Origin of the sequence: Desulfobulbus elongatus DSM 2908 (assembly GCF_000621145.1) — a bacterium.
In the GTDB taxonomy this organism is placed as follows: Bacteria; Desulfobacterota; Desulfobulbia; order Desulfobulbales; family Desulfobulbaceae; genus Desulfobulbus; species Desulfobulbus elongatus.
Map to the genome: position 1 here is coordinate 50,200 of NZ_JHZB01000010.1, position 24,683 is coordinate 74,882.

Below are 24,683 nucleotides of genomic sequence, written 5' to 3' on the forward strand. Positions count from 1 at the left end.
CGGCTACAGCCTTCGCGGTGCGGTTGCCGAGGGATTCGAACCGGCGGGTCGGCCGGGCCATGCATGACTATGCCATGCTGGCCGACGGCGACCGGGTCCTGGTGGCGGTGTCGGGGGGGATCGATTCGCTGGTGCTGGCCTGGTTGCTGGCCGACTGGCGGAGAAAGGCCCCCATCGCCTACGATTTGACCGCCGTCCATGTCGACATGGAAGCCGGGGACGACGGTCCGGGGGTGGTGGCGATCCAGGTGGGCACGATCGTGGCGCAACTCGGCCTGCCGTTTCGCATTCTGCCCGCCCAGTGGCGGCCCGGCCCGGAAGCGACGGCAGCCGCTCCGGGCGGCCACGATCTCTGTTTTCAGTGCGCCCGCAGCCGGCGCACGCAACTTTTTGCCCATGCCCGCGACTGCGGCTCGACCACCATCGCCTTCGGTCACCACCGCGACGATATCATCGAAACCTTTCTGCTCAACCTGACCTGTGCCGGCAACATCAGCACCATGGTCCCCCGCCAGGAACTGTTTTCCGGCCGCCTGGCCCTCATCCGCCCGCTCGCCTATCTGGACAAGAGCGAGATCGAAACCATCGGCCATCAGCTGGGACTTGCGCCGGTCCGTTCCGCCTGTCCCCTGCGGGAACAGACCCGGCGCCGGGATATTCACCAGCTGGCCGAGCACATCTACCGGCAGATTCCGGGTGCCAAGGAGCACATGTTTGCCGCCCTGGGTAATGTCCGCGGCAACTATCTGCTCAGGCAGACCGGCGGCAGGAGGCCCTGATGCCCTGCGGTGACGGCCTGGACGGGAAACCGGTGCGGCTGGCTGTTCTTGCCGACATCCACGGCAATTACCGGGCGCTGGCGGCCGTGCTGGCCGATATCGCCCAAGTCGGCGTGGACCGCATATTCTCCCTCGGCGACAACATCGGCTACGGCCCCGAACCCGAGGAGGTGGTCCGGACCCTGCTCGAACACCGGATCGTTTCGGTAATGGGCAATCACGAACTGGCGCTGGTCAACCGGAGTTACTGCAGCCGGTTGCACGCGACGGCCCGCGATTCCCTCGCCCTCACCCGGAGCCTGCTCAGTCCCGATTCCCTGGCATGGCTGGCGGCGCTTCCGGCCGTTTACTGCGATGGCGGCGCCCGGTATGTGCACGGCTGCCCACCGCAGTCGGTGACCGTGTACTTGTACGAGCCCACCGAAAGCCGGCTGCAACGGATCTTCGCCGCCTATCCGGAGCGCTTCTGCTTCGCCGGGCACACCCACGATCTGGGATGGCATGAGCGGACCGGCGCAGGGGTGGTGAGCCGGGAAGCGGGGATCGGGCGCACGGCGCTTGCCGCCGGCGCGCGCTATCTGCTCCTGCCCGGCAGTGTCGGCCAGCCGCGCGACGCGCTCAGTTGGCACGCCAAATATATGGTCTGGGATCAGGAGGCGGCAACCATCGACATCAGGGCCGTCTCCTACGATGTGCAGACGACCATCCGGCTGCTGGGCGAGCGCGGCTTCCCGGCGAGCAACGCCAAGCGTCTTTTCTGGTGAGAGCATGCAACGGATCGGCAGATATCAGGTGATCCGCCGCCTCGGCAAGGGCGGCATGGGTTCGGTGTACAAGGCCATCGTGCCGGTGATCGACAAGGTGGTGGCCATCAAGCTGCTCGACCCCAGCGAACTCTTGGAGGATATCCTCGGCATGGACCAACTGCGGGAGATTTTCACCTTCGAGGCCCGGACCATGGCCGCCTTCAACCAACCCTTCCTGGTCACGGCCCACGATTTCGACCAGGACGAGCGGGGCCGGCCCTTTTTTGTCATGGACTACATCTGCAACAACCTTGGCGAGATGATCGGCGAAACCTTCCGCATTGAGGAGGACTCGCGTATCATCCAGGCCGCCAAGGTGCTGCACTACGGCCGCCAGATCCTGGCGGCGCTGGATTTCCTCCACCACAACAACATCGTCCATCGGGACATCAAGCCGCAGAACATTCTGGTTACCGACGAGGACACCGTCAAAATTTGCGATTTCGGCATGGCGCTGGTGGAGGGCGTGGCCTTTTCCGGACCGGCCAACATGCAGATCGGCTCGCCCTGCTACACTCCGCCGGAGCAGCGCAAAAACCCTCAGGAGGTCGATGGCCGCGCCGACCTCTATTCGGCGGCCGTGCTCCTCTACCGCATGCTCACCGGCACCTTGCCCGGCATGCAGAGTTTTTCCCTTTCCCTGGTCAACAGCCAGTACGACCGTTCCTGGGACGACTTTTTCGCCACGGCCCTGCGCTGGCAGCCGGAAGAACGGTTCCGGTCCGCCGCCGAGATGCTGGCCGCGTTCGAGCGGCTCACCCTGGGGCCGGCTCCGCCGCCGGCCAGTTGCCCGCTGCCGGCCCCCGGCGAGGTGCCGATCCGCCTGCGGAACGAACCGGTCAATGTCTGCCGGTCGCGAGCCCGGACACACTTTGCGGTCAATGCGCTGTTTCGCCCGCTCGTCCCGGTGTGCAACCGGCTGGAGGAAGGGGAGGCATTCGTGATCGACCGGACCACCGGTCTGATGTGGCAGCGCCACGGCAGCAGATATCCCCTGACCTTTGCCGGCGCACAGACCTATGTATCCGGATTGAACGCGCGCGGCCATGCCGGCTGCCGGCAGTGGCGGGTGCCCACGGTCAACGAGCTGCTCAGTCTCCTGCCGGTTGCCGAGCAGCGGCAATCGTTCGCCGGGGCGACGGAGCGGGCCGGGCAATGGCTGTGGAGCTGCGACCGCCATGGACAGCACGAAAGCTGGTATGTTAATATAGACATGGGATATGCCGGCGTTCAGGACAGGTATTGTCTGAATCATGTCCGGGCTGTCGCCGTGGCTCCTTGAAACGGCATTCCAGGGGCTATTTCCTTTTTTTCTTCCTTTGTCTTCACCCATCAACGCCTACGCATGGAATATCCTGTTTCGCACTATTTTCTCGTTCGTTCCCAATCGGCTGAGCTTGCCGGCCGGCATGTGGAACGGTATCTGAGCACCAATCAACTGATCAGCTATGCCGAGTTCTTTGTCCGTGCCGAAGAGGTGCTGCGCGGGACAGACGCGTTGTTCTGGCGGACCCTCGAGTACGGCACTGCCGCCAACGACCGGTTCGCCCGGCGGATGCTCGATCATCTCAAGGAAGAGGGGGTGACCACCCTCGAGCAACTGCCCGATTTACAACAGGGCTATGTGACCAAGGTGCTCCACACCCTGACCCATCTCCTCGACGGCTTCATCGGCATCGATTCCGTCTTCTACAATCTGATCGAGGATTCCCATCGGGTAAGCGGCGACCTGTCGACGACGATCCATGCCCATCCGGCAGATTTCTGGCTGGTTCCGGTCCGCACGGGCAAGCTCGAAGCCTCGGTCCTCCATCCGGTCGATTGACACCGGCGCCATCCGGGATTTATCCCCCTCCCATCATGCCGATGCGTGCCTGGAGGGCGCAAACGGGTGCGGTTTGCAAAGAAATATGGTTTAATCAAGGAACAAAACGGCGCATACATTCCGATGCCGTTTGCCTGTTGGCTGCTCGGTGGGGAGATCGATGCAATTCTTTCTCTTTGGCTCCATTCGCAAAAGTCTGATCGTGCTGGTCTTGCTGGCAGTGCTGCCGGCGCTGGCCATCCTGCTCTATACCGGCCGGGAGCTGCGCAGCCAGGTGGTGCAGGAGGCCGAGAGCTATGCCCTGCGCCAGGTGCAGGCCATGGCGGCCCACCACGAGCGGGTGGTCGACAACGCCCGGCTGCTGTTGATGGCCCTGGCCAAGTCCTCGGAGGTGCGGAACCTCAATGTCGCCGCCTGCCGGGCGCTGCTGCCCGACATTCTCGCCAGTAACGCCGCCTACGTTTCCCTCTCCCTGGCCGATGCCGATGGCCATATCCTCGTCACCGCCCCGGCCGCCACCAACGCCGAGATCGGTGCCTCCCCCTTCTTCCGCGCGGCCATGGAGAGCGGCGTATTTACTGTGGGGGATTATACCTTCCAGCAAACCGAGCACCGGGTCGTGGTTCATCTGGCGCAACCGGTCATCGGTCCCGACAACCGGCCGGTCGGCGTGCTGGTGGCCGATTTTGATCTGAATTATTTCAGGCGGATTTTTTCCGATACCCGCCTGCCGGAACGGTCGGTCTTCACCCTGACCGATGCCAAGGGCATGCGGCTGACCCGTTTCCCGGAAACCGAGAAATACACCTGGGTTCGCGATCTGCCGCAGATGGTGGCGCACATGTCCGGCCGCGAGGAGGAGGGCACCTTTCTCGAAACCGGCGTGGACGGGATCAGGCGCCTCTACAGTTTCAAACGGCTGCATTTTCAGGGCGCTGCCTTTCCCTATCTGATGCTTCGCCTGGGGATTCCCGTGGACGAGGCCCTGGGCGAGGCCCGGTCCGTGATCAACCGCAACGTCGGTTTGCTGACGCTGGCAACGGTGCTGGCCCTGGTGACCGCATGGTTTGTCGGAGAATTCACCATGATGCGGCGACTGGCCAGCCTGATCGCCGCTACCGGCAAGGTCAAGACGGGCGACCTGAGTGTCCGCATCGGTGCCGGTGCCGGTTCCGGCGAATTGGGACAGCTGGCCGGTGCCTTCGACAGCATGGCCGAGGAGTTGGAGCGAAAGGAGGGCGATCGTTCCGCGGCCGAGGAGCAATTGCGCCGGCTGAACGAGGAACTGGAAGAGCGGGTGGTGCGGCGGACCGAAGAACTGGCCGGCGCCAACCGTGACCTCCAGCAGACGCTCGACGACTTGCAGCGGATGCAGAAGCAGTTGGTGCTCTCCGAGAAGCTGGCCGCCCTGGGCGAGTTGGTGGCCGGCGTGGCCCATGAAATCAACACACCGGTGGGGGTGGCCCTGTCGGCCGGCTCGACGCTCGCCGAGAAGAACCGGGCCCTAGCCGATCTCTTTGCCCAGGGCGAGATGAAGCGCTCGGATCTGACCCAGTTTCTCGACGATTCCCGCGAAGGCACCGAGATGATTCTGGTCAACCTGAACCGCGCCTCGAATCTGATCCGCAGCTTCAAGATGGTGGCGGCCGATCAGGTTTCGGAGCAGCGGCGGTCGTTCAACGTGAAGGGGTACATCGACGAGATCCTGCTCAGCCTGCGGCCGAAACTCAAGAAAACCAGCCACCGGATCGCGGTCGCCTGCGACGGGGACTTGGTTATCGAGAGCTATCCCGGCGCCTTCTCCCAGATTCTGACCAACCTGATCATCAACACCCTCACCCACGGGTTTGCTCCCGAGCAGGCCGGCACCATCCGCATCGAGGTGCGCCGTACCGACGGGAACCTGGAACTGCGGTACGCCGACGACGGCAAGGGCATGGCCGCCGAGGTTCGCGACCACATCTTCGAGCCCTTTTTCACCACTTCCCGCAGCCATGGCTCGACCGGCCTCGGCATGCATATCGTCTTCAACATCGTCACCCGGACCCTGGGCGGCACCATCGTCTGCGAAAGCGCACCGGGGCAGGGGGCCGTTTTTGTCATAACCATGCCGGTTTGACACGAAAAAGACCATGACCGAACCCGACGAAATCCTGTTCAAGAACGAACCCCCGGAGCCGACCCGGAGCCCGGCCTCCCAGGCACCGGTCCGCGGCGAGCCCTGGAAGATCCTGATCGTCGACGACGAGGCCGATGTCCACAGCGTCACCACCTACATGATCAAGGGGCTCGATTTCCTGGGCCGCGGCTTCGCCTTCTTCCATGCCTACAGCGGCGTGGAGGCCCGGGAAATCCTGCGCGAGCACCAGGACATGGCCGTGGTCCTGCTCGACGTGGTCATGGAAACCGAGGACAGCGGCCTGCGGCTGGTGCACTATATCCGCGAGGAGCTGAACAACCACGCGGTGCGGATCGTGCTGCGCACCGGCCAGCCCGGCAAGGCGCCGGCGGCCAAGGTGATCGTGGAGTACGACATCAACGACTACAAGGAGAAGACCGAACTGACCCTGGACAAGATGCTGGTCACGGTGATTTCGGCCCTGCGCAGCTACCACTTCATCACCACCCTCGAAAACAACCGCAAGGGCCTGAAGAGGATCATCGACGCCTCCTCCGACATTTTCGAGCGGCAATCCCTGCACAAGCTCGGCAGCGGCGTGCTCAATCAGCTGACCTCGATCCTCCAGTTGCAGGATGACGGCATCTGCGAGTATGCTTCGGGGCTGACCGCTTCGAACGTCGAGGGGCAGTCGGTGGTGCTGGCGGCCACCGGCACATTCAGTCGCTATGTCGACCAACCCTTCACCGAGGTGGAAACCGTGCTGATGCAGACCGCCCTGTCGCAGGCGCAGTCCCGGCAGCACGGCTTCTTCTGCGAGGAGGGCAAATGCGCCTGGTATTTCAAGAGCCAGACCGGTTCGGAGAATTTTCTCTATTTCGAGATCGCCAGGGAACTGGATGAAAACGATCGGGATCTGCTGGAGCTGTTCTTCACCAACGTCTCCTTGGCCTATGACAATCTCTTTTTGCACAAGGGCATCGAGGACACCCAAAAAGAAATTATCTTCCAGATCGCCGAAACCATGGAGTGCCGGTCCGCCGAAACCGGCAGCCATGTCCGGCGGGTGGCCGAGTACGCCCGGATGCTGGCCCTCAAGTACGGCCTGAACGAGGAGGAGGCCGAGATGCTCAAGCTGGCCTCCACCCCGCACGACCTGGGCAAGATCGGCATCCCGGACTCCATCCTCAACAAACCCGGCCCCCTGACGCCGGAGGAATACCAGATCATCAAGACACATGTCTACCGCGGCCACGACCTGCTGATGCATTCGTCGAGCCCGATCATCCAGGCTGCGGCCAAGATCATCCTCCAGCATCACGAGCGGTGGGACGGTCAGGGCTATCCCCAGGGACTGCGGGGCGAGGAGATCCATATCCATGGACGGATCATCGGCGTGGCCGATGTTTTCGACGCCCTGTCCAACCGGCGCGTCTATCACGAGGCCTGGACCTGGGAGGAGGTGTTCGCCCATTTCCGGGAGCAGCGGGGCCGCCACTTCGATCCCAGGCTGGTGGACATCCTCCTGGACAACCAGGAGGAATTCAAGGCCATCTGGGCGCGCTACAACGCCCTCGGGGTGCAGTTCACGTAAGGCCCCGCAAGCGGGAAAAACATTTTTCCGTTATCGCGGCCATTCGCTTTTTCTTGAACTCTTTCAGCCGCTCAGGGTAAGAGATGGGGGCTGAAAACAATGGCGGTTCGCCGCCGCATCAATCCACTGGAGAGGAACGGACAGGATGGGAAAAATCGGGAGAAATCACCCCTGCCCCTGCGGCTCGGGCAAAAAATACAAGCATTGCTGTCTGCCCGCCCGGCAGGCGGGGGCAAACGGTAGTCCGGCCAATCAGATGAAGATCTCGCTGATGGCCGCCATCGAAAAGATCCAGGCCCAGGCTGGCGAGAAGAAGGCGGCCTTCAACGAACTCGGCGTTTTTCTGTTTTTCAGCGACCACGAAGGGGATGCCTGGCTGTTGGAGGCCACCGAGTCCGATGCGGTGCAGCTCGCCCGGGACGGACAGCCCCTGAAGGTGCCCATCGACGAGAATCCCGAGACCATCGAGATCAACTTCAGCCACACCTTTGCCATTCGCGACCGGCAGCTGTTCCTCACCGCCTATGCCGACAGGGCCGAAACCCGGCTCGACCGGGCGCCCGTCCAGCAGATCCACGCCGCCATCCGTCGTCTTTTCAAACGCTATCCCAAGGAGATGCTCGCGCGCATGCATGTGGACCCGAGTGGCGGCGAGGCCGAGGCCTAGGGACCCGGCATGGACCGGCCGAAGGCGAGATGCCGCCTGCTCCCCGTGCTCCTGGCCATGGGGGCGATTTTTTACCAGTCGCACCAGCCGGGAAACAGTTTTTCCCTGCCGGAGATCGACCATGTCGACAAATTGCTCCATTCCCTGGTTTATGCGGTGCTGGCGCTTGCCTTTCTTTTTGCCCTGCCGCCGCAATGGCGACGGCAGCGGCCGTGGCTGGCTGGATGGGTGACGGTGCTGTTCTGCCTGCTGTACGGGATTTCCGATGAGGTGCATCAGGCCTTCATTCCCGGCCGGCATGCTGGCATCGACGATCTGGCGGCCGATGTTGCCGGCGGCCTGCTGGCGGTGGTCGGCTGCTGGGGATGGCGGCGATGGCGAACGATCATGAAGAGCCGAGGACTTCCCCATGAGCCGTCTTGTTCTGGATGAACGGCATCAGCTCTTTTATGAGCGCCTGGCGGGCGAGGCCGGCCGCCCCTGGCTGGTGTTCCTGCACGAAGGTTTGGGCAGCGTGGCCCAGTGGGGGGACTTTCCCCGCGATCTGTGCCGCCGGACCCGCTGTCCGGGCCTGGCCTACGACCGGCTCGGTCACGGCCGTTCTACCGGGCTCATCCGGCCCCGCACCAACCGCTATCTCCATGAATATGCCCTGGACGAGTTGCCCAGGGTGCTCGCGGCCCTGATTCCCGGCCAGCGCTTTGTGCTCGTCGGTCATTCCGACGGCGGCAGCATCAGTCTGATTTTCGGCGCGGAAAAGCCTGCGGGCCTGGTGGGTATTATCACAGAAGCCGCCCATGTCATGGTCGAGCAGGTGACGGTCGACGGCGTGCGGCAGGCGCAGGCGGCGTGGGCGCAGGGCAAGCTCAGGAAGGGGCTGGCCCGCTCCCACGGCGAAAAAAGCGAGACCCTGTTCCGGGCCTGGGCCGAAACCTGGACCAGTGCCCCATTCCGCTCCTGGTCCATCGAAGATCTGCTGCCATCCATCGAGGTGCCCCTACTGGTGCTCCAGGGCCGGAACGATCAGTACGGCACCCCGGCCCAGGTGGAAGCCATCGTCAGCCGGTCCGGCGGCTCCGCCACCCCGCTGCTCCTGGAGGAGTGCGGCCATTCTCCCCACCTCGACTTCCCGGCATTGACCCTGGACCTGATGGCCTGCTTCGTCAACCGGATCGCCCGCTGAGACGAAAAAACGAAAGCCTGGCGGCGGAGAAGTGTCCGCTGGCAGGCTTTCGTTTGGAGAATGGTGGCCCCGTGAGCGGGATTACTGCCCGTTTGCCAGCAGCCGGGCCATGTCCTTGGCGAAGTAGGTGAGGATGAGGTCGGCGCCGGCGCGGCGGATGGCGATCAGGGATTCGGCCATCACCCGCTCGCCGTCGATCCAGCCCTTTTCGGCGGCGGCCTTGATCATGGCGTATTCGCCGCTGACCTGGTAGGCGGCCACCGGCAGGTCGAACTCGTCGCGCAGCCGGCTGATGATGTCGAGGTAGGCCAGGGCCGGTTTGACCATGAGGATATCGGCACCCTCGTCGACATCGAGGGTAGCCTCGCGCAAGGCCTCCCTGCTGTTGGCCGGGTCCATCTGGTAGCTGCGGCGGTCGCCGAATTGCGGCGCGCACTCGGCGGCGTCGCGGAACGGGCCGTAGAAGGCCGAGGCGTACTTGACCGCATAGGACATGATCGGCACCATGTGGTACGAATTCTCGTCGAGCGCGGTACGGATCTCGCTCACCCGGCCGTCCATCATGTCCGAGGGCGCCACCATGTCGGCCCCGGCCTGGGCATGGGACAGGGCGGTCCTGGCCAGCAGTTCGAGGGTGGCGTCGTTGTCGACCTCGTTGCCGGCCAGGCAGCCGCAGTGGCCGTGGTCGGTGTACTCGCAGAGGCAGACATCGGTCACCACGGTCATCTCCGGCGCCTTGTTCTTCAGCTCGCGGATCGCCCGCTGGACAATGCCGTTGTTGGCGTAGGCGCCGGAACCGAGGCCGTCTTTCTTCTCCGGCAGGCCGAACAGGATGACCGAGCGGACCCCGAGGGAGAGGCATTCTTTCGCTTCCCTGGCCAGTTGGTCGACCGACAGCCGGAAGACGCCCGGCATGGAAGACACCTCCTCGCGGACGCCCTTGCCGGGAAGAACGAACAGGGGATAGATCATCTGCTCCGGCGCCAGCCGGGTTTCGCGGATCATGGCGCGGAAGGTTTCGGTTCGGCGCATTCGGCGCGGGCGGTATTCAGGAAAAACCATGGGATGCCTCAATCGAAAATGGGTTGGTTCAGTGGTCGTGTTCGGAAGAGCGGGGCGGTGCCTGTTGGGGCCGATGCCGGGGCCAGCGGCGTCCTCGGACATCCGCCGGCGATGACGCTATTTTACCGCGATGCCCAGGGCCTTCACTTTCTTGTGCAGGTGGCTGCGCTCCATGCCGATCTGCTCGGCGGTTTTTGAGATGTTGCCGTCGTTTTCCGCAAGCCTGGCCTGCAGATACTCGGTCTCGAAGCGGCGGCGGGCCTCCTTGTAATCGAGATGCCGGTAGGCCTGGTCCACAGGCCGGGCCGGCGGCTCCAGCAGGGGGGCGTTGCCGAGGAACAGGGCCACATCCTCGGCCTCGATTTCGTCGGCCGGCGTCATGATCACCAGCCGTTCCACCAGGTTGCGCAGTTCGCGCACATTGCCCGGCCAGGCGTGCCGCTGGAGCAGATGCAGGGCCGCGGCGGAGAACTGTTTGCGGCCGATGCCCTTGCGGCGGAACTGGTTGATGAAGTCGGCCACCAGCAGGGGAATGTCCTCGCGCCGGTCCACCAGGTCGGGCACCATGATGGGCACCACGTTGAGCCGGTAGAAGAGATCGGCCCGGAAGGCGCCCCTCTCGATTTCCTCTTCCAGATTCTTGTTGGTGGCCGCCAGCACCCGCACATCGACCTCGATGGTGCGCGAGCCGCCGACCCGCTCGAATTTCTGTTCCTGCAGAATGCGGAGCACCTTGGCCTGGCTCTTCAAGCTCATGTCGCCGATTTCGTCGAGGAAGAGGGTGGAGCCGCTGGCCTGGTCGAACTTGCCCTTCTTGTTCTCCGTCGCCCCGGTGAAGGCGCCCTTGACATGGCCGAACAGCTCGGACTCGATCAATTCCTCGGGAATGGCCGCGCAATTGACCGCCACCATCGGCTGCCGTGCCCGGCGGGACAGGCGGTGGATGGTCTGGGCCACCAACTCCTTGCCGGTGCCGTGGCCGCCCCGGATCAGCACCCAGGCGTCAGTGGGCGCCACCCGTTCGATCTGCTGCCGCAGCTGCACCACCAGCGGGCTGGTGCCGGTGATGTTGACCGGGGCCGGGCCGCTCTCCCGCAGCAGCTGGTTTTCCCGCTCCAGGTGCGCCAGCTGCAATCCCTTTTTGATCGAGAGAATGGTTTTGTCGTAGGAGAGCGGTTTTTCGATGAAATCGAAGGCACCGCTACGGGTGGCCTGCACCGCGGTTTCGATGGTGCCGTGGCCCGAGATCATGATCACCGGCAGGGAAAAGCGCTGCCTGATCAGTTTCAGGGCCTCCAGACCGTCCATGCCCGGCATCCAGATGTCGAGCAGGACCAGGTGCACATCCTTTTCGTCCAGCATCTGCATCCCCTCCTCGGCGCTCGCCGCGGTCAGGGGCGCAAACCCCTCGTCGGCCAGGATGCCCGCGAGGCTGTCGCGGATGGCGGCCTCGTCGTCGATAATGAGAATGGTGTCGGGCATGGGCAGGTGGCGAAAAAAAAGAGCGGTTGCGGTGCGCGGAGCGGCTGTTCGCGGGCGATCGTTCAGCTGAACGATGGCGCCATCATATCAGGTATCCAGCGGCAGCTCAACCGCAAAGACCGTGCCGGCGGGGGTGTTGTCGTGGACCCGGATGGTGCCGCCGTGCTCGCTGACGATGGTGTGGGCGATGGCCAGGCCGAGGCCGGTGCCCGATTTGCGGGTGGAAAAATAGGGCTCGAAGATCCGCACCTTGACCTCGTCGGCAATGCCCGGGCCATCGTCGGCCACCGCCATGCGGACCTGGCCGGCCCTGTCGCCGAATCCGAGGGAGACCGTGATGGTGCCGCCGTCGCCCAGAACAGAGACGGCGTTGTCGAGCAGGTTGATCAGCACCCGTTTGAGCTGGACGCCGTCGAAGAGAAATTCGGGCACCGCCGGGTCGATCCGGCAGACGATGGTCAGGTGCTTGTGTGCCTCCTGATAGAGGATTGCCATTTCCCAGATCAGGTTTCCCAGGTTTTTCCGCTCCTTGCGCAGTTTGGGCATGCGGGCGAAGTCGGAGAACTCGCTCACCAGTTTCTTGATCTCGTCGACCTGGTTGACGATGGTGGCGGTGCACTGGTCGAAGATCTCCCGGTTGTCGTCGATGCTGTCCAGGTAGCGTTTGCGCAGCCGCTGGGCCGAGAGCTGGATGGGCGTCAGCGGGTTCTTGATCTCATGGGCGATGCGGCGGGCCACTTCCTGCCAGGCGGCGAGCCGTTGCGCCTTTTCCAGGTTGGTCAGGTTGTCGAAGACGATGACGAAGCCGATGGGCTGCTGCCAATCGTCCACCATGCGGGTGACGTTGACCTGGAGGGACAAAGTTTCGCCCCGGCGGATGGTCACCCGCAGATGCCGCTCGATCGTCTGCCTGCCGCTGGCCAGCAGTTCCTTCAAGAAACTCTCGACGATGAGCACGTGCTGTTTGGGCAGGGCGACATGGAAATCCCTGCCCAGGAAGGCGGCGGGCCTGATGGCCAGCAATTCCTCGGCGAAGCGGTTGATGGTGGTGATCCGGTTGTTCTCGTCCAGGGCGATGACGCCGGCGGCCACGTTTTCCAGGATGGTTTCGAGGTAGCGGCGGCGCTGTTCCGACACCTCGGTGCTGTCCTGCAGCGCCTGGTGGGTCCGGGCCAGTTGCCGGTTCGACGCCAGGATCTCCGCGGTCATGGAGTTGAAGGAGTCGACCAGCATGCCCATCTCGTCGTCCGCCTCCTTCTCGACGATGAAATCCATATCGCCGTCGGCCACCCTCCTGGTGGCCTCGGCCAGCTTCTTGATCGGTCCGGTGAGGCCGCGGGCGATGTAGAAGCCGAACCAGATCGCCCCGAACAGCACCAGCAGGGTGATGATCAGGAGCATGATGATGAGGCTGAATTTGATCGGCGCCTTGAGCATGACCAGTTGCTGGTAGCCGGTGATGCCCCCGGAAATGGACTGCATGGCTTCGAGCCGGGCGGCGGGGACCAGAACGGTGGTGATCAGGAACCAGGTTTGCGGGGTTTCCAACCTGACCTCCACCGGGACGATCGCCTCGATCAATTCGCCCAGGGCGGTTTTCTGGGTGACCACCTCGGTGCGGTCGAAGGTGGCGGTCAGGCGCAGGGCCTCCGAGGGCGGAGAGGGCGGCGTCATGGCCTGGAGACGGGGACCGGTCACCGAGACGAGCGGTTTCCGTTCGTTGTCGAGCAGGAGGATGGAGTCCGGGGCGCCCGGCAGATCGATTTCGAGCGTCTTGGAGAAGAATTGCTCCAGGGCATTTGCATCGGTCAGATCCAGGGTGCCGCTTTCCAGGATCGAGGCGAGTTGGCGGCCGGTGTACTCGGCCTGCTCGCCGCTGTCGTGGAGGGTCGCCTGCGCCAGCTTGAGCGAGGACTGGAGCGAATCCTCCACCTGGGCGTTGAACCAGTAGTCCATGGAGGTGGAGACGAAGCGCAGGGCCACGAAGAAGAGGATGGCCGTGGGGATCAGGGAAAGCGAGACGAAGCAGATCACCAGCCGGGTGCGCAGACGGGAGCCGAGGATTTTCTGATTGCGTTCGAAGATCAGCTCCACCAGGTTGCGCAGCACCAGGTAGAGCATGAGCAGCAGCAGCAGCCCGTTGACGTTGATCAGGGCGAAGATCAGGATGGTGCTGGAAATGGGCAGGTTGAAATCGCCGCTGAGCAGGCCGCGCTGGACGTAGCCCAGAACCGGGATGAGCAGGAGGCAGAAGACGATGACGATGCGAACCAGCCGCTGCTTCTTTTTTCTCTGTTCCGCGGTGAGCATCGGTGGCCGGAACCGGGGGTCAGTACCTGAATTCGATGGTTCGCCAGTCGGTTTCGAAATCCCACAACGCGGCAAAGGGAAGCAGGCGGTGCATGCCGAATGGCAACGAGCCCTTCTTCAGGGTCACCTTGAAATGAATGGCATAGGGTGCATCGGGCACCAACCGGGCGAGGGCGATCACCTTGACGCCGTTCAGTTCGGCCATCAGTTGCTTGGCCTGGTCCAGGTCGGCGGTGGTCACACTTTTGTTGGCCTGGTCGGAAAGAACGACCGTGTACGCCTTGGTGGCCGTGTCAAAGGAAAGGGTGTGCGTGACGGCGGATTCGACCAGGGTGGTGTTGAACCATTTGCCGTCGGTCTTGATCAGTTCCATGTGGTAGGTGAACACAACGGGGACGCCGTTGTGGATATCGTCGAGCATTCCCTTGGTGAAACCGTCTTTCACCGTGGCGAAGAGCAGGAGATCGGTGTCCGAGGTGGTGACGATGATGTCTTTGACTTCAGGTGATTCTTCTGCCAGGGCCGACGGCAGGCAGGGATGGAACGCCAGCAGGTAGGCGCAGAGAAAAAGCAGTCGGATGTCGAAAAATTTCATTCTATGGGGTAAAGGCCGCAACGCCTGTGCTCGGTAAGGAATCAACTGCAAATATACCCAGAGCATATACCTGATTGACAGATATTTGTCCACGACAAGGACCGGCCCGCCGGGGGAGAAGTGAGGGCTGTCCGCGCCTCGTCCCATCCGGGCAGCGACCGGACCGCCTGCCGATGACAGTGCGGGGAACACGATTACCACTCGATCCGGAGGAGGTTGTCCAGGGGACGCACCCGGGCGAGCCGGATACGGACGATGTCGCCGGGATCGACCGGAAAGGACGGATTGGGCGGCAGGTCGACGTCGAACAGGCAGTCGCAGAGGAGCAGGTTGACCCGCTTTGGGCCGACGCCGACCACCAGGGCGTTGGCCCTCTGGCCCTCCTTGGGCGCCAGATAGCGCAAGATCCAGTAGCGGTGCCGCTGCTGTCGGATGGCGTTGGCCCGGGCCAGCTTCTGTTGGATGATCCCGGTGAAGGCCTTGCATTCCTCGCTGGAAAAAAGGATGCCGTGGCCGTGGAGCATGTGGCTCAGTTGGTGCTGCATGGCCAGGTCGAGAAAACGGCGAATCGGCGAGGTGATGGTGGTGTAGCTGTTCAGGCCGAGGCCGCTGTGCGGCTTGGGGTGCGAGGTCAGCTCGCCCCGGGCGAGATAGCGCCGCTGGTGGGCGATGTCGGCCAGGCTGTTCTGGACGCCGGCGATGATGCGCTTGCGCGGCGGCGGCTGCGAGCGGAACAGGCCGGGCGCCTCTCGTGCCGCCAGGTAGGCGGCGGCAAGGCCGTTGGCCAGGATCATGCATTCGGAAATCAGGTTGCGGGCCGGCGTATCCACCGGCGAGAGGTAGACCTGGATATGCTCGCGGTCGCGAATGTCGATGTTGACGTCCGGCAGGGAGAGCAGGAGCGCACCCCGGTCGACCCGCTGTTGCCGCAACTGCTGCCGGACCACGTTGAGGGCCGCCAGTTCGGGGTCCCGGTCGATCAGGTTGTCCGCCTCGCGGTAGCTCAGCTGGCGCTTGACCTCGATGACCGCCGGCACGATGGTGGAATGGATGAGGCTGCCGTCCGGGTTCAGGGTGACGAGAAAGCTGATGGTCGGGCGGATTCTGCCCTGGATCAGGCTGCACAGATCGAGCGACAACTGCTTGGGCAGCATGGGGATGTGCCCCTCGGGGAAGTAGATTGAGGTCGATCGTTCCTTGGCCTCGGCGAAGAGCGGGCTCTTGACCGGCACGTAGTAGCTGACGTCGGTGATGTGGATGCCGAGTTCGATCTGGCCGTTTTCCTTGCAGGCGATGTGGACGGCGTCGTCAAAATCGCGGGTGGACGTGCCGTCGATGGTCAGGATGGGCAGCCCGCGCAGATCCTTCCGCTTGGGATCGCCGAGCAGCTCCTCGGCCGTGGCCTCGTGCAGGGTTTCGGTGATGTGCAGGCAGGCCTCGGGAAACTCGACCGGCTGGTCGGAGCGGAGCAGGGCCAGGTTTTCGTCCTGATCCCAAACCCCTGCTTTCACCAGCAGTTCATGGCCGGCATGGGGGGCGGTCAGTCCCGCCTTTTTCAGGACCTGGCGGATGAATTCGTCTTCCGGGGCCTCGCTGCCGAACAGGATCGATTGGGCCAGCCAGTGCAGGCATCGCTCCCGGTCCGGCCAGTCGGCCGGGGCCGCCGGCTCGCCCCGCACGATCGCCTGCAGCTCCTGCGCCGCTCGTTCCAGCAGTAGCGCCTTTTCCTGTTCCCGCTGCCGCTGCTGCCGCAGGTGGGCGACCTGTTCCGGCGTGTGCGCAACGATCTGGCCGTTTTTGTATTTGAAGAAGAGCGGGTCGGCAAACACCGCCCGCAGAAAGGCGGCCCGCTGGTCGTCGTCCACCACGCCGCCGAAATGCAGTTCGGTGAGGAAGTCGGGAGAGAACTCGCTGTCGGTCTCCTCGCAGACGATTTCCCACAGCGGCTCCAGATCGATGGTTCCGGCCAGGGCGAAACGGCCGTCGTTGTGTTCCCGCAGCAGGGCGGTGGTCGCCTCCCGGCCGGCGTTGCAGGGATAGAGCTGGCGCGACACGCTCAGGACCCTGGCCTCCGGCAGATTGATCTCGCGGCCGTTCTGGCTGAGCAGTTGGATTTTCTTCTCGGCCACGCCGGAAACCAGACCGCAGAGAAACCTGCCGCCGTCGATGAATTCTATGAGGCTGCCGGGGGCGATCATCGGTTTAACACGTTGCGAAGTTGGGGGCTCATGGTAAGCTTACAGTGGATAGCAGGATTCCCTTTCTTTGTCATGCTTTTCTTTTTCGATACGGCTGCGGCCGTCAACAAAGGAGCGCCCTTGAACAGTACACTCCACCGCTCGGGGGTGGTGGCCATCATCGGTCCCCCCAATGCCGGCAAGTCGACCTTGCTCAACCAACTGCTCCGGCAGAAGATCGCCATCGTCACTCCCAAGCCGCAAACCACCCGTAACCGGATCATGGGCATCGTCACCGGAGCCGGGTATCAGATGATCCTGCTGGACACGCCCGGCCTGCATGCGGCAAGGGAGGAGATGAACCGGCAGATGGTGCGGGTGGCGCTGGAGAGCCTGGCCGAGGCGGATGCGGTCCTGTTTCTGGCGGACAGTGCCGACATGCCGGCGACCAAGCTGGAGCGGCGGGCCGAGGAGTTCCGGGGATACCTGGACCGGATCGGCTGCCCGGTGGTCTTGGCCCTGAACAAAATGGACCTGCTGCCTCCGGAGCGGCTGCTGCCGGTGATCGATTGGTACCGCGGGCTGCACGCCTTTGCCGCGGTCGTTCCCGTCTCGGCCCTCACGGGTGCGGGGATCGACACCCTGCTGGCGGAGCTGGTGGGGCTCATGCCCGAGGGGCCGCAGTATTATCCGGACGATATCCCCACCGACGCCAGCGAGCGGTTCATCGCCGCCGAGATCATCCGGGAAAAAATCTTCCTGCGCACCCGAGACGAGATCCCCTATTCGACGGCCGTGGTCATCGACACCTTCGAGGAAGGCGAGCAGGTGGTCATCCGGGCGACGATCCTGGTGGAGCGGGATTCACAGAAGGGTATCCTGGTGGGGCAAAAGGGGGCCATGCTGGCGGCCATCCGCAAGAGCGCCGTCGCCGATATCGAACAGCTGCTCGGCTGCCGGGTGCGGTTGCACCTGTGGGTCAAGGTGAGCAGGAACTGGACGGCCAACGTCAACGTGCTCCGCGAGTTGGGGCTGGCCTGACCGATCCGGGACCGGGCGTGCCGGCGCCGGTCGGTGTTCTTGCTACCGCTGGCTCGAGGGGCGGCCCAAACTTTTGAGGGTGGCGAAGGCGGCCCGCAACTGGTTGTCCTGCTCCATCCGCTTGGTGATCTGGCGGATATCTTCCATTTGCTGCAATTCTTCCTGCTGGTCGCCGTCCTCGATCGCCTCACCCCCGGAACGCTTGGGGCCGCTCTTGTCGTTTTCCAGATGGCCGGGCAGGTCTTTTTCCCTGATGGTCTTGGCCGGCGGGGCGGAGACGGCCTCCGGGGCGGGTGTCGTGGTCAGCGGCACCACTATGTCGGGCTTGATGCCGGTGGCCTGGATCGAATCGCCGCTGGGAGTGTAATATTTGGCAGTGGTCAGGCGGAGACCGGCGCCCTCGGGCAGGGGCAGGATGGTCTGGACCGAGCCCTTGCCGAAGGTGGTGGTGCCCATGATCACGGCCCGCCGATGATCCTGGAGCGCCCCGGCCACGATTTCCGAACCGCTGGCCGAACCGCCGTTGACCAGCACCACCATGGGAAAATCGGTGTAGCCGTCGTCCGGATGCGCCTCGAACACCATCTGCTCTTCCTTGTTGCGGCCCTTGGTGGAAACGATGACCCCCTTGTCGAGGAAAACGTCGGTCACCTTGACCGCCTGGTCGAGCAGCCCGCCGGGGTTGTTGCGCAGATCAAGGACAACCCCCTGAATGCGGTGTTTTTTCTTGACGTTTTTCAGGGCGTTGCGCAAATCCCTGGTGGTGGTGGCCTGAAAGTTGGACACCCGGACATAGGCAAAGCCGGGTTCCAGTTCGGTGTACTTGACCGACACCAGGGGAATGGCCTCCCGGATCATGGTGAAATCCTTGGGCTCCTTCCACTCCTGCCGGTGGACGGTGATGGTGACCGGTGTGCCCTTGGTGCCGCGCAGCTTTTTGACCGCCTCCATCAGGGTCATGGTCTTGGTCAGTTCACCGTTGATGCGGACGATCTGGTCGCCGGACTTGATGCCCTGGCGGTCGGCCGGCGTTCCCTCGATGGGGGCCACGGCGGTGAGCACGCCGTCACGAATGGAAATCTCGATACCGATGCCGGTGAAGCTGCCCGAGGTCTCCTCTTCCAGATCCTTGAAATCCTCGGGGGTCATGTAAGCCGAATGGGGATCGAGCGAGCCGAGCATGCCGTTGATCGCACCGTTGATCACCTTGCTGGAGTTGATCTCGTCCACATAGTACTGCTGGATCAGGGTCAGGACATTGGCAAAGGTTTCCAGATCGCGGTAGATGTCGCGCTCCTGCGTGTTTTCGTCGGCATGGGCGGAAGTCCAGAGGCAGCATAAACCGAGGAGCAGGAGGGAAAGAAGGCGTTTCATGGGGCAGCGGCGAGACCGAATGGCGGAAATGGGGGAGCAAACCTCGGCAAGCGGAACCAATATGGGCGGCAGCGTGTCCGCACCGGGCGGGGAGCTGCCGGGAATCCCTATAATTATTCAGCTTAACGGGAAATACCGGGGGTGGCAACGGTTATTGTGGTACATCCCGGAAAAACGATGGCCGCGGCCGACCGTTCAGCGGGTGGGCAGAGCCCCGGGCCGGATCCAGTCGAGGGGATTCTCCGGTTGGGTGCCGTGACGGATTTCAAAATAGGCGCCCTGGCCGAAGGGCGTGAGTTCCTCGCTGCTGGTGCCGATGATCTGCCCCCGCCGGACCACATCGCCTTCCTGAACCCGGAGATCGTCGAGCCGGGCGGTGACGGTGTAGTATTCCTGATCGTGCTCGATGATGACGACCCTACCGTAGCCGCTCATGTATCCGGAAAAAAGAACCAGGCCGCCATAGACGGCAAATACCTCCGCCTGGGCCGGCGGCAGGATGGTGATGCCTTGGGCGAAGGTGGTATCGTCGTCGTCCGGGGGGGATTCCTGAAACCGGCGGACCACCTTGCCCCAGACCGGCGGCGGCAGCTTGTTCCTCTGCGCGCCGAAACCGAAGGGGGCGTTTTCGGGGGACTGGCTGTGTTTCTCCAGGGTGGCGAGGAGGGTGCTCTCCGCCTTCTTCATCTCCCGCAGGGCCTGTTCGTACAACCCCTTTTCGGTCCGGATCCGGTGCAGAACCCTGTTTTTTTCGTCGGCGGTGCGTTGCAGTCCCTCCTTTTCCGCGGCGGCTTCGGCGAGGAAGTGTTCCTGGACCGATTGCTCCAGCTCGTGGGCCCGTTTGGCCCGGTCGATCTCGACGACGCTGGTGCGGTACTCGGAAAACAGCTCCTGGTCGTAGGTGACCAGCGAATGATAGGCATCGTTGGCCACCATCAGGTCCGGGAGGGTGCCGCTGGAGAAGACGATGTCGAGAAACCCGGTCGTCCCGTTGAGGTAGAACGACCGCAGCCGCTTGATCAAATGCCGGCGCAGGGAGTCGGTTTTCCGGGTCACTGCCGCCAGTTCCCGTTCCTTGGCGGCGATGATCCGCTCCTGTTCCCCGAGCCGCGCCTGCAACTCCTCGATTCTGGCCTTTTGCCCGCCGATCTTGGTATCCAGCCCCTCCAACTCCTCCAGCAGGGAATGCTCTTCACTGCCGGCTTGCTCGATCTTGTCCTGATGCCTGGAGATTTCCTCGCGGAGCTTGCCGATGGAGATGATCTGCGTCTGCGGGTCCGCTTCCTGCGAACCTTTCCTCGATTCGGCGGCCAGCAGGCCCTGGACCGGCAGGCTGACGAGCAGGAGGAGAAGAACGGCGCAACGGAGCGGCATGGCGGGCGGCATCAGAAATGCAGGAACCGTCTGATCGCCGAAAAACTGCCGGCAACGCAGAGCAGGGTGGCCAGGCCGATGATGGCGGCGATCACCGGCCATTGGAAAAAGGCAAAGGCCGGCAGCGGGATGGCGGCCGGTCCCGCGAACTGAAGCGTGATCCAATTATAGAGCAGCAGCAGTGCCCCCAGGCCGCAACAGGCGCCGATGCCCCCCTGGAGCGCGCCCTCGAGCAGGAAGGGCATGCGGATGTAGTTGTCGGTGGCCCCGACCAGGCGGAGCAGTTCCAGCTCCTGCTGCCGGGCGAAGAGGGTGAGCCGGATGGTATGGGCGACCATGAAGGTGGTGGTCATGATGAGCAGCGATCCTGAAAGGAGGATGATCACCCGCATCAACTGGATGAAGGCGTAGAAGCGTTCGATCCATTCCTTGCCGTATTGCACCTTGAGCACGCCGGGCAGGGTTTGCAGGTAGTCGGAAAACCGCTTGATCCGGGAAAGGCTGTCCAGGGTCCGGACCGGATACACCTCGATCGAGGCCGGCAGGAAATCGGTGGGCACGCCGGTGAGCACGTCGCTGTTTTCGCCGAGAATCCGTTCGAACCGTTTGTAGGCCTGCTCCCGGCCAATGAACTCGATGCGGTCGACCTGATCGAATTTGAGGATTTTGTGCCGGTATTCCTCCTGGAGCGGCGGCGCGGGTTCCTCGTCGAGATACACCACCAGGCGGAGATCGTCGCCCAGTCTTTCCCCGACATGCAGGGCGTTGACGTACACGAGGTAGAAAAACGAGAAGATGAGCACCGACAGCGAAACGGTGAACAGGGTCATGCCCTGCGATTTCCAGGTGTGCAGCATGTTGCGGCAGGTATGGCGGAGAACGACGATCCAGAATCTCATGCGCCGGTCTCCTCGAACAGGGCGGGCGGGGCCTCGAAAGGGGCGGGGCCGTCGTCCTTTCCCGCCTCGCTTCGGGACAGGACCCGACCGAAACGGAGTTCGATGACCCGGTGCGGCGTGTCCTCGAAGAGCGACCGGTCATGGGTGGCGATGATCAGAGTGGCACCCTTGCGGTGCAACTGTTCGAAAAGGGCCATGACCCGGGCGGTGGTTTCCGCGTCGAGATTGCCGGTCGGCTCGTCGGCCAGCACGATCTCCGGACCGTTGGCCACGGCACGGGCAATGGAGACCCGTTGCTGTTCGCCCCGCGAGAGCTCGCCGGCACGGGTGTTGTATTTTCTCGTCAGGTCAAGCTGTTCCAGGAGTTCCCTGGTCCGTTTCTCGATGAAGGACCGGGGACGGTACACCACCTCCATGGCAATGGCGATGTTGTCGGCCACGGTCCGCTCGGGCAGCAGTTTGAAATCCTGGTAGGCCATGCCGACCTTGCGCCGCAGCAGGTGGATGCTGCTTTGCGGCAGTTTGATCACATCCATGCCGGCGACATCGACCATGCCCTTGGTCGGTTTTTCCATCCGGCTGATCAGGCGGAGCAGGGTGGTCTTGCCGGCACCGCTCATGCCGGTGAGAAACACGATCTCCCCCCGGGTCACGGTCAGGGAAACATCGGCAATGGCCTGGACATCGGGGGGATAGGCCTTGCTCACCTTGATCAGGTCGATCATGGTGACGGGAGGTGAGGATTTCGGGTTCATCGATGGGGTGACCGCAGCAAAGGAAAAGGGAAAGCGGGGCAGACCGGGGCAGACACCGGGACATCCGGTCCCGTACCCCGCCTGTCCGCTGTATATCGTAAAATATTCATCTTTTCAATTCTATAGCTTTTTGACTGTTTGAGACAACAGAAAAGTGCGGCGACAGACCGCTCCAAAGGGAGCGCGGACGCAACACGGGAAAAAACATTTACGCCCGGAGAGGCGCCCGGTTATAGTGGGCGCGGTCGCACGTTCGCGGTCCTGCCACGGGCGACGGGCCACGGCGATGCATGAGAAAATCGAAGCGAGGAGAATGTCTGCCATGCGGTATCATGCTGTCCTGTTCGATCTGGACGGAACCCTGCTCGACACCTTGGAGGATCTGGCGGCGGCGGCCAATCGGGTGCTGGCCGACCAGGGGCTGCCCCGGCATCCGGTCGACGCCTACCGGCATTTTGTCGGCGACGGTCTCCGCGTGCTGGTGGAGCGCATGCTCCCGGCCGACCGGCGCGACGCCGCGATGGTGGGCGGTGCCGTGGCCGCCTTTCAGGAGGCGTATGCCCGGACCTGGCACGACCGGTCCGCACCCTATCCCGGCATCGCCGACCTGCTCGACCGGCTGACTGCCGAAGGCGTGCGGCTGAGCATCCTGTCCAACAAGCCCGACGCCTTCACCCGTCTCTGCGTGCAGCGGCTGCTGCCCCGCTGGCATTTCGACCCCCTGCTGGGGCAACGGGACGGCGTGCCGAAGAAACCCGATCCGACCGCTGCCCTGGAAATTGCCCGGCTGCTCCATCTGGACCCGGCGCAGATCCTCTACGTGGGCGACAGCGGCGTCGACATGCGGACCGCGCGCGCCGCCGGCATGGTCGCGGCCGGCGTCCTCTGGGGATTCCGCGACGAGGCCGAACTGACCCGCACCGGCGCGCAGCACCTCGTCGCCCGGCCCGAGGAACTCCTGCCACTGGTCTTGTCCTCGTAACCTCCCTCCTGCAAAGAAAACGCTGTGTTCACCATCGATCCCGCCCTGCTCGGCTCTCTGGCCCACCCCTGTGTCGGGGCCTTTATCGGCTACCTCACCAACAAGGTCGCCATCGGCATGCTGTTCCGGCCGCTGCGTCCCTGGCATGTCTTCGGCATCCGCGTGCCGATGACCCCCGGTGTCATCCCTTCCAAACGGCGCGCCCTGGCCGCCAACATCGGCGAGATGGTGGGGCGCCACCTCCTGACCAGCCGGGATATCGGCGCCGCCATTTCCGATGAACCGTTCCAGGAGCATCTGGCCCTGCTGGCCGACCGCAAGATCCGGGAACTCTTCACCCGTGACCTGGGACCGCTGCCGGATCTCGTTCCCCTCCGTTTCCGCTCCTATTTTCAGGTGGGCGTCAAGACCCTGAAATACCGGGTGGCCGAGGGGATCAATGCTTACCTGGCCGGCAGCGGCTTCGAGGAACAATGCATCGCGGCCATTGCCGGCCGGCTGGACACGCTCGCCGGCCGGGAAATCGATGCCCTGTTCGCCGCGGAAACCCGGCGGGAAATCTATCTGGGCATCGATGACCTCATCCGGACGATTCTGTGCAGCGAGCAGACCGAAACCTGGCTGGCCGGACACCTGGCCGGCAGTCTGCGCCAGGCCGCCGCCCGCGGGGCCGTCATCGGCGATCTCGTCCCGGCCCGGTTGACCGATCTGGCGAAGGACGCGCTGCGGGAGCATGCCGGCCCCCTTCTCCAGCGCATGGGAGCGCAACTGGCCGATCCGGTGCTGCGCGCCCAGGTGATCAAGGGTATCCTGGACGGCGTCGATCATTTCCTCGAAACCCTTGGAGCGGTAGGGGCCATGGCCAAAGGGTTTCTGGAGAGGGACACCTTCGAGGAGAAAATCGGCACCTATCTGGAGGCAAAGGAGGAGGATCTGGCGGCCTGGCTCGCCAACCCCGAGGTGCGGGCGCGGATGGTGGCAGTGCTGGAGGAGGTCATCGACACCCTGATGCGCAAACGGCTCGACGTACTCCTCGCCAAGGTGGAGGAGGAACGGCTGGCCGGACTCTGCCGGGAATGCGCCGGCCAGTTGCTGGCCGCGTGCAGAAGCGAGGCGACCCACACCGGCCTGCGGGCGCTGCTCCATTTCGGTCTGGAGCATCTGCTCGATGGGGGCCGGCGGACCCTGGCCGATCTTGCCGGTCAATTTTTTCCCGGCGCGGGCGGCGGCCAACTGCGGGAGACGATTGTGCGGGAGTGTCTGGCCCTGTTGCGGTCCGGTGCCAGCGAACGGCTGGTCCATGCCATGGTGGGCGCCATGATCGACGCCCTGCTCGCCAAACCGCTCGGCCGGCTGTACGATATCGTGCCCCACGGGGTCCGCCAGGGCCTGATCGAATACACGGTGCTCACCACCAATCGGATACTGCTCCAGGAAGTGCCGGGGGTGGTCGAATCCCTGAACCTCAAGAGGATCGTGACCGACAAGGTCGATTCGCTCGACCTGCTCCAACTCGAACGGCTGCTGCTGTCGATCATGGAGGAGCAGTTCAAATACATCAATTTGTTCGGGGCGTTGCTCGGTTTTCTCATCGGCTTGGTCAATCTGGCCCTGGCCCGGTTGCTGTGAGCCGGCAATCGGCCCCGGCCGCGCCGGCCC

The 24,683-nt window shown here is 63.6% G+C and carries 21 protein-coding genes; 12 read left to right on the plus strand and 9 right to left on the minus strand.

Annotated features, from left to right (window positions below; genetic code table 11):
• Window positions 1-59: 59 nt before the first annotated feature.
• The 9 genes from Q362_RS19625 to Q362_RS19635 all read left to right on the plus strand — a co-directional run bounded on the left by Q362_RS19625 (window position 60) and on the right by Q362_RS19635 (window position 8,973).
• Entirely contained in the window at window positions 60-779 is a 720-nt protein-coding gene (locus Q362_RS19625) for a tRNA lysidine(34) synthetase (RefSeq protein ID WP_245590180.1), read from the plus strand.
• Window positions 779-1,543, plus strand: coding sequence for a metallophosphoesterase family protein (locus Q362_RS0107280; RefSeq protein ID WP_051553858.1), 765 nt, complete (start codon window positions 779-781; stop codon window positions 1,541-1,543). The genes Q362_RS19625 and Q362_RS0107280 overlap by 1 nt, the downstream gene beginning before the upstream one ends.
• Before the next feature lie 4 nt (window positions 1,544-1,547).
• On the plus strand, window positions 1,548-2,867 hold the full coding sequence (locus Q362_RS0107285; RefSeq protein WP_028318146.1) for a protein kinase domain-containing protein: 1,320 nt from the start codon (window positions 1,548-1,550) through the stop codon (window positions 2,865-2,867).
• A gap of 63 nt (window positions 2,868-2,930) precedes the next feature.
• A complete protein-coding gene (locus Q362_RS0107290) occupies window positions 2,931-3,410 on the plus strand; it encodes a hypothetical protein (RefSeq protein ID WP_028318147.1) in 480 nt (159 codons plus the stop codon).
• Between the two features lie 160 nt (window positions 3,411-3,570).
• Window positions 3,571-5,529 carry a sensor histidine kinase gene (locus Q362_RS0107295; protein WP_028318148.1) on the plus strand — a complete coding sequence of 653 codons (1,959 nt, stop codon included), beginning with the start codon at window positions 3,571-3,573 and terminating at the stop codon, window positions 5,527-5,529.
• Window positions 5,530-5,542: 13 nt separating this feature from the next.
• The gene (locus Q362_RS0107300; RefSeq protein ID WP_028318149.1) at window positions 5,543-7,123 is read left to right on the plus strand and encodes a DUF3369 domain-containing protein; all 1,581 of its coding nucleotides are present in this window, start codon (window positions 5,543-5,545) and stop codon (window positions 7,121-7,123) included.
• A gap of 145 nt (window positions 7,124-7,268) precedes the next feature.
• Complete coding sequence (locus Q362_RS0107305; protein WP_028318150.1) at window positions 7,269-7,790, plus strand: SEC-C metal-binding domain-containing protein; 522 nt, start codon at window positions 7,269-7,271, stop codon at window positions 7,788-7,790.
• Window positions 7,791-7,799: 9 nt separating this feature from the next.
• Window positions 7,800-8,222 carry a VanZ family protein gene (locus Q362_RS19630; RefSeq protein ID WP_051553860.1) on the plus strand — a complete coding sequence of 141 codons (423 nt, stop codon included), beginning with the start codon at window positions 7,800-7,802 and terminating at the stop codon, window positions 8,220-8,222.
• Window positions 8,200-8,973 (plus strand): alpha/beta fold hydrolase, encoded by a 774-nt coding sequence (locus Q362_RS19635; protein WP_035215952.1) that lies wholly within the window; start codon window positions 8,200-8,202, stop codon window positions 8,971-8,973. Before Q362_RS19630 ends, Q362_RS19635 begins: the two co-directional genes overlap by 23 nt.
• An 81-nt stretch (window positions 8,974-9,054) precedes the next feature.
• On the opposite strand, the gene hemB is transcribed toward Q362_RS19635, so the two are convergent.
• From hemB to Q362_RS0107340, 5 genes are all read right to left on the minus strand, one after another.
• Window positions 9,055-10,035 (minus strand): porphobilinogen synthase, encoded by a 981-nt coding sequence (gene hemB, locus Q362_RS0107320; RefSeq protein ID WP_028318151.1) that lies wholly within the window; start codon window positions 10,033-10,035, stop codon window positions 9,055-9,057.
• Between the two features lie 117 nt (window positions 10,036-10,152).
• On the minus strand, window positions 10,153-11,517 hold the full coding sequence (locus Q362_RS0107325; protein ID WP_028318152.1) for a sigma-54-dependent transcriptional regulator: 1,365 nt from the start codon (window positions 11,515-11,517) through the stop codon (window positions 10,153-10,155).
• An 87-nt stretch (window positions 11,518-11,604) separates the two neighbouring features.
• Entirely contained in the window at window positions 11,605-13,827 is a 2,223-nt protein-coding gene (locus tag Q362_RS0107330) for a sensor histidine kinase (RefSeq protein WP_028318153.1), read from the minus strand.
• 19 nt (window positions 13,828-13,846) lie between these two features.
• A complete protein-coding gene (locus tag Q362_RS24035) occupies window positions 13,847-14,422 on the minus strand; it encodes a DUF4390 domain-containing protein (protein WP_028318154.1) in 576 nt (191 codons plus the stop codon).
• 194 nt (window positions 14,423-14,616) lie between these two features.
• Window positions 14,617-16,620 (minus strand): ribonuclease catalytic domain-containing protein, encoded by a 2,004-nt coding sequence (locus Q362_RS0107340; RefSeq protein ID WP_028318155.1) that lies wholly within the window; start codon window positions 16,618-16,620, stop codon window positions 14,617-14,619.
• A 120-nt stretch (window positions 16,621-16,740) separates the two neighbouring features.
• Here Q362_RS0107340 and era point away from each other — a divergent pair, with 120 nt between their 5' ends.
• Window positions 16,741-17,640: a GTPase Era gene (gene era / locus Q362_RS0107345; protein WP_028318156.1), complete on the plus strand. Its 900-nt coding sequence runs from the start codon at window positions 16,741-16,743 to the stop codon at window positions 17,638-17,640.
• Between the two features lie 42 nt (window positions 17,641-17,682).
• On the opposite strand, the gene Q362_RS0107350 is transcribed toward era, so the two are convergent.
• From Q362_RS0107350 to ftsE, 4 genes are all read right to left on the minus strand, one after another.
• Window positions 17,683-19,014 (minus strand): S41 family peptidase, encoded by a 1,332-nt coding sequence (locus Q362_RS0107350; protein ID WP_028318157.1) that lies wholly within the window; start codon window positions 19,012-19,014, stop codon window positions 17,683-17,685.
• 195 nt (window positions 19,015-19,209) lie between these two features.
• A complete protein-coding gene (locus tag Q362_RS0107355) occupies window positions 19,210-20,400 on the minus strand; it encodes a murein hydrolase activator EnvC family protein (protein ID WP_028318158.1) in 1,191 nt (396 codons plus the stop codon).
• Complete coding sequence (locus tag Q362_RS0107360; RefSeq protein WP_028318159.1) at window positions 20,400-21,287, minus strand: cell division protein FtsX; 888 nt, start codon at window positions 21,285-21,287, stop codon at window positions 20,400-20,402. Before Q362_RS0107360 ends, Q362_RS0107355 begins: the two co-directional genes overlap by 1 nt.
• Complete coding sequence (gene ftsE, locus Q362_RS19640; protein WP_084312418.1) at window positions 21,284-22,042, minus strand: cell division ATP-binding protein FtsE; 759 nt, start codon at window positions 22,040-22,042, stop codon at window positions 21,284-21,286. The genes Q362_RS0107360 and ftsE overlap by 4 nt, the downstream gene beginning before the upstream one ends.
• Window positions 22,043-22,364: 322 nt before the next feature.
• On the opposite strand from ftsE, the gene Q362_RS0107370 reads away from it, so the two are divergent.
• Both Q362_RS0107370 and Q362_RS0107375 read left to right on the plus strand, forming a co-directional pair.
• Window positions 22,365-23,024 carry an HAD family hydrolase gene (locus Q362_RS0107370; protein ID WP_028318160.1) on the plus strand — a complete coding sequence of 220 codons (660 nt, stop codon included), beginning with the start codon at window positions 22,365-22,367 and terminating at the stop codon, window positions 23,022-23,024.
• A 24-nt stretch (window positions 23,025-23,048) separates the two neighbouring features.
• Window positions 23,049-24,653 (plus strand): DUF445 family protein, encoded by a 1,605-nt coding sequence (locus Q362_RS0107375; RefSeq protein WP_028318161.1) that lies wholly within the window; start codon window positions 23,049-23,051, stop codon window positions 24,651-24,653.
• Window positions 24,654-24,683: the final 30 nt, after the last annotated feature.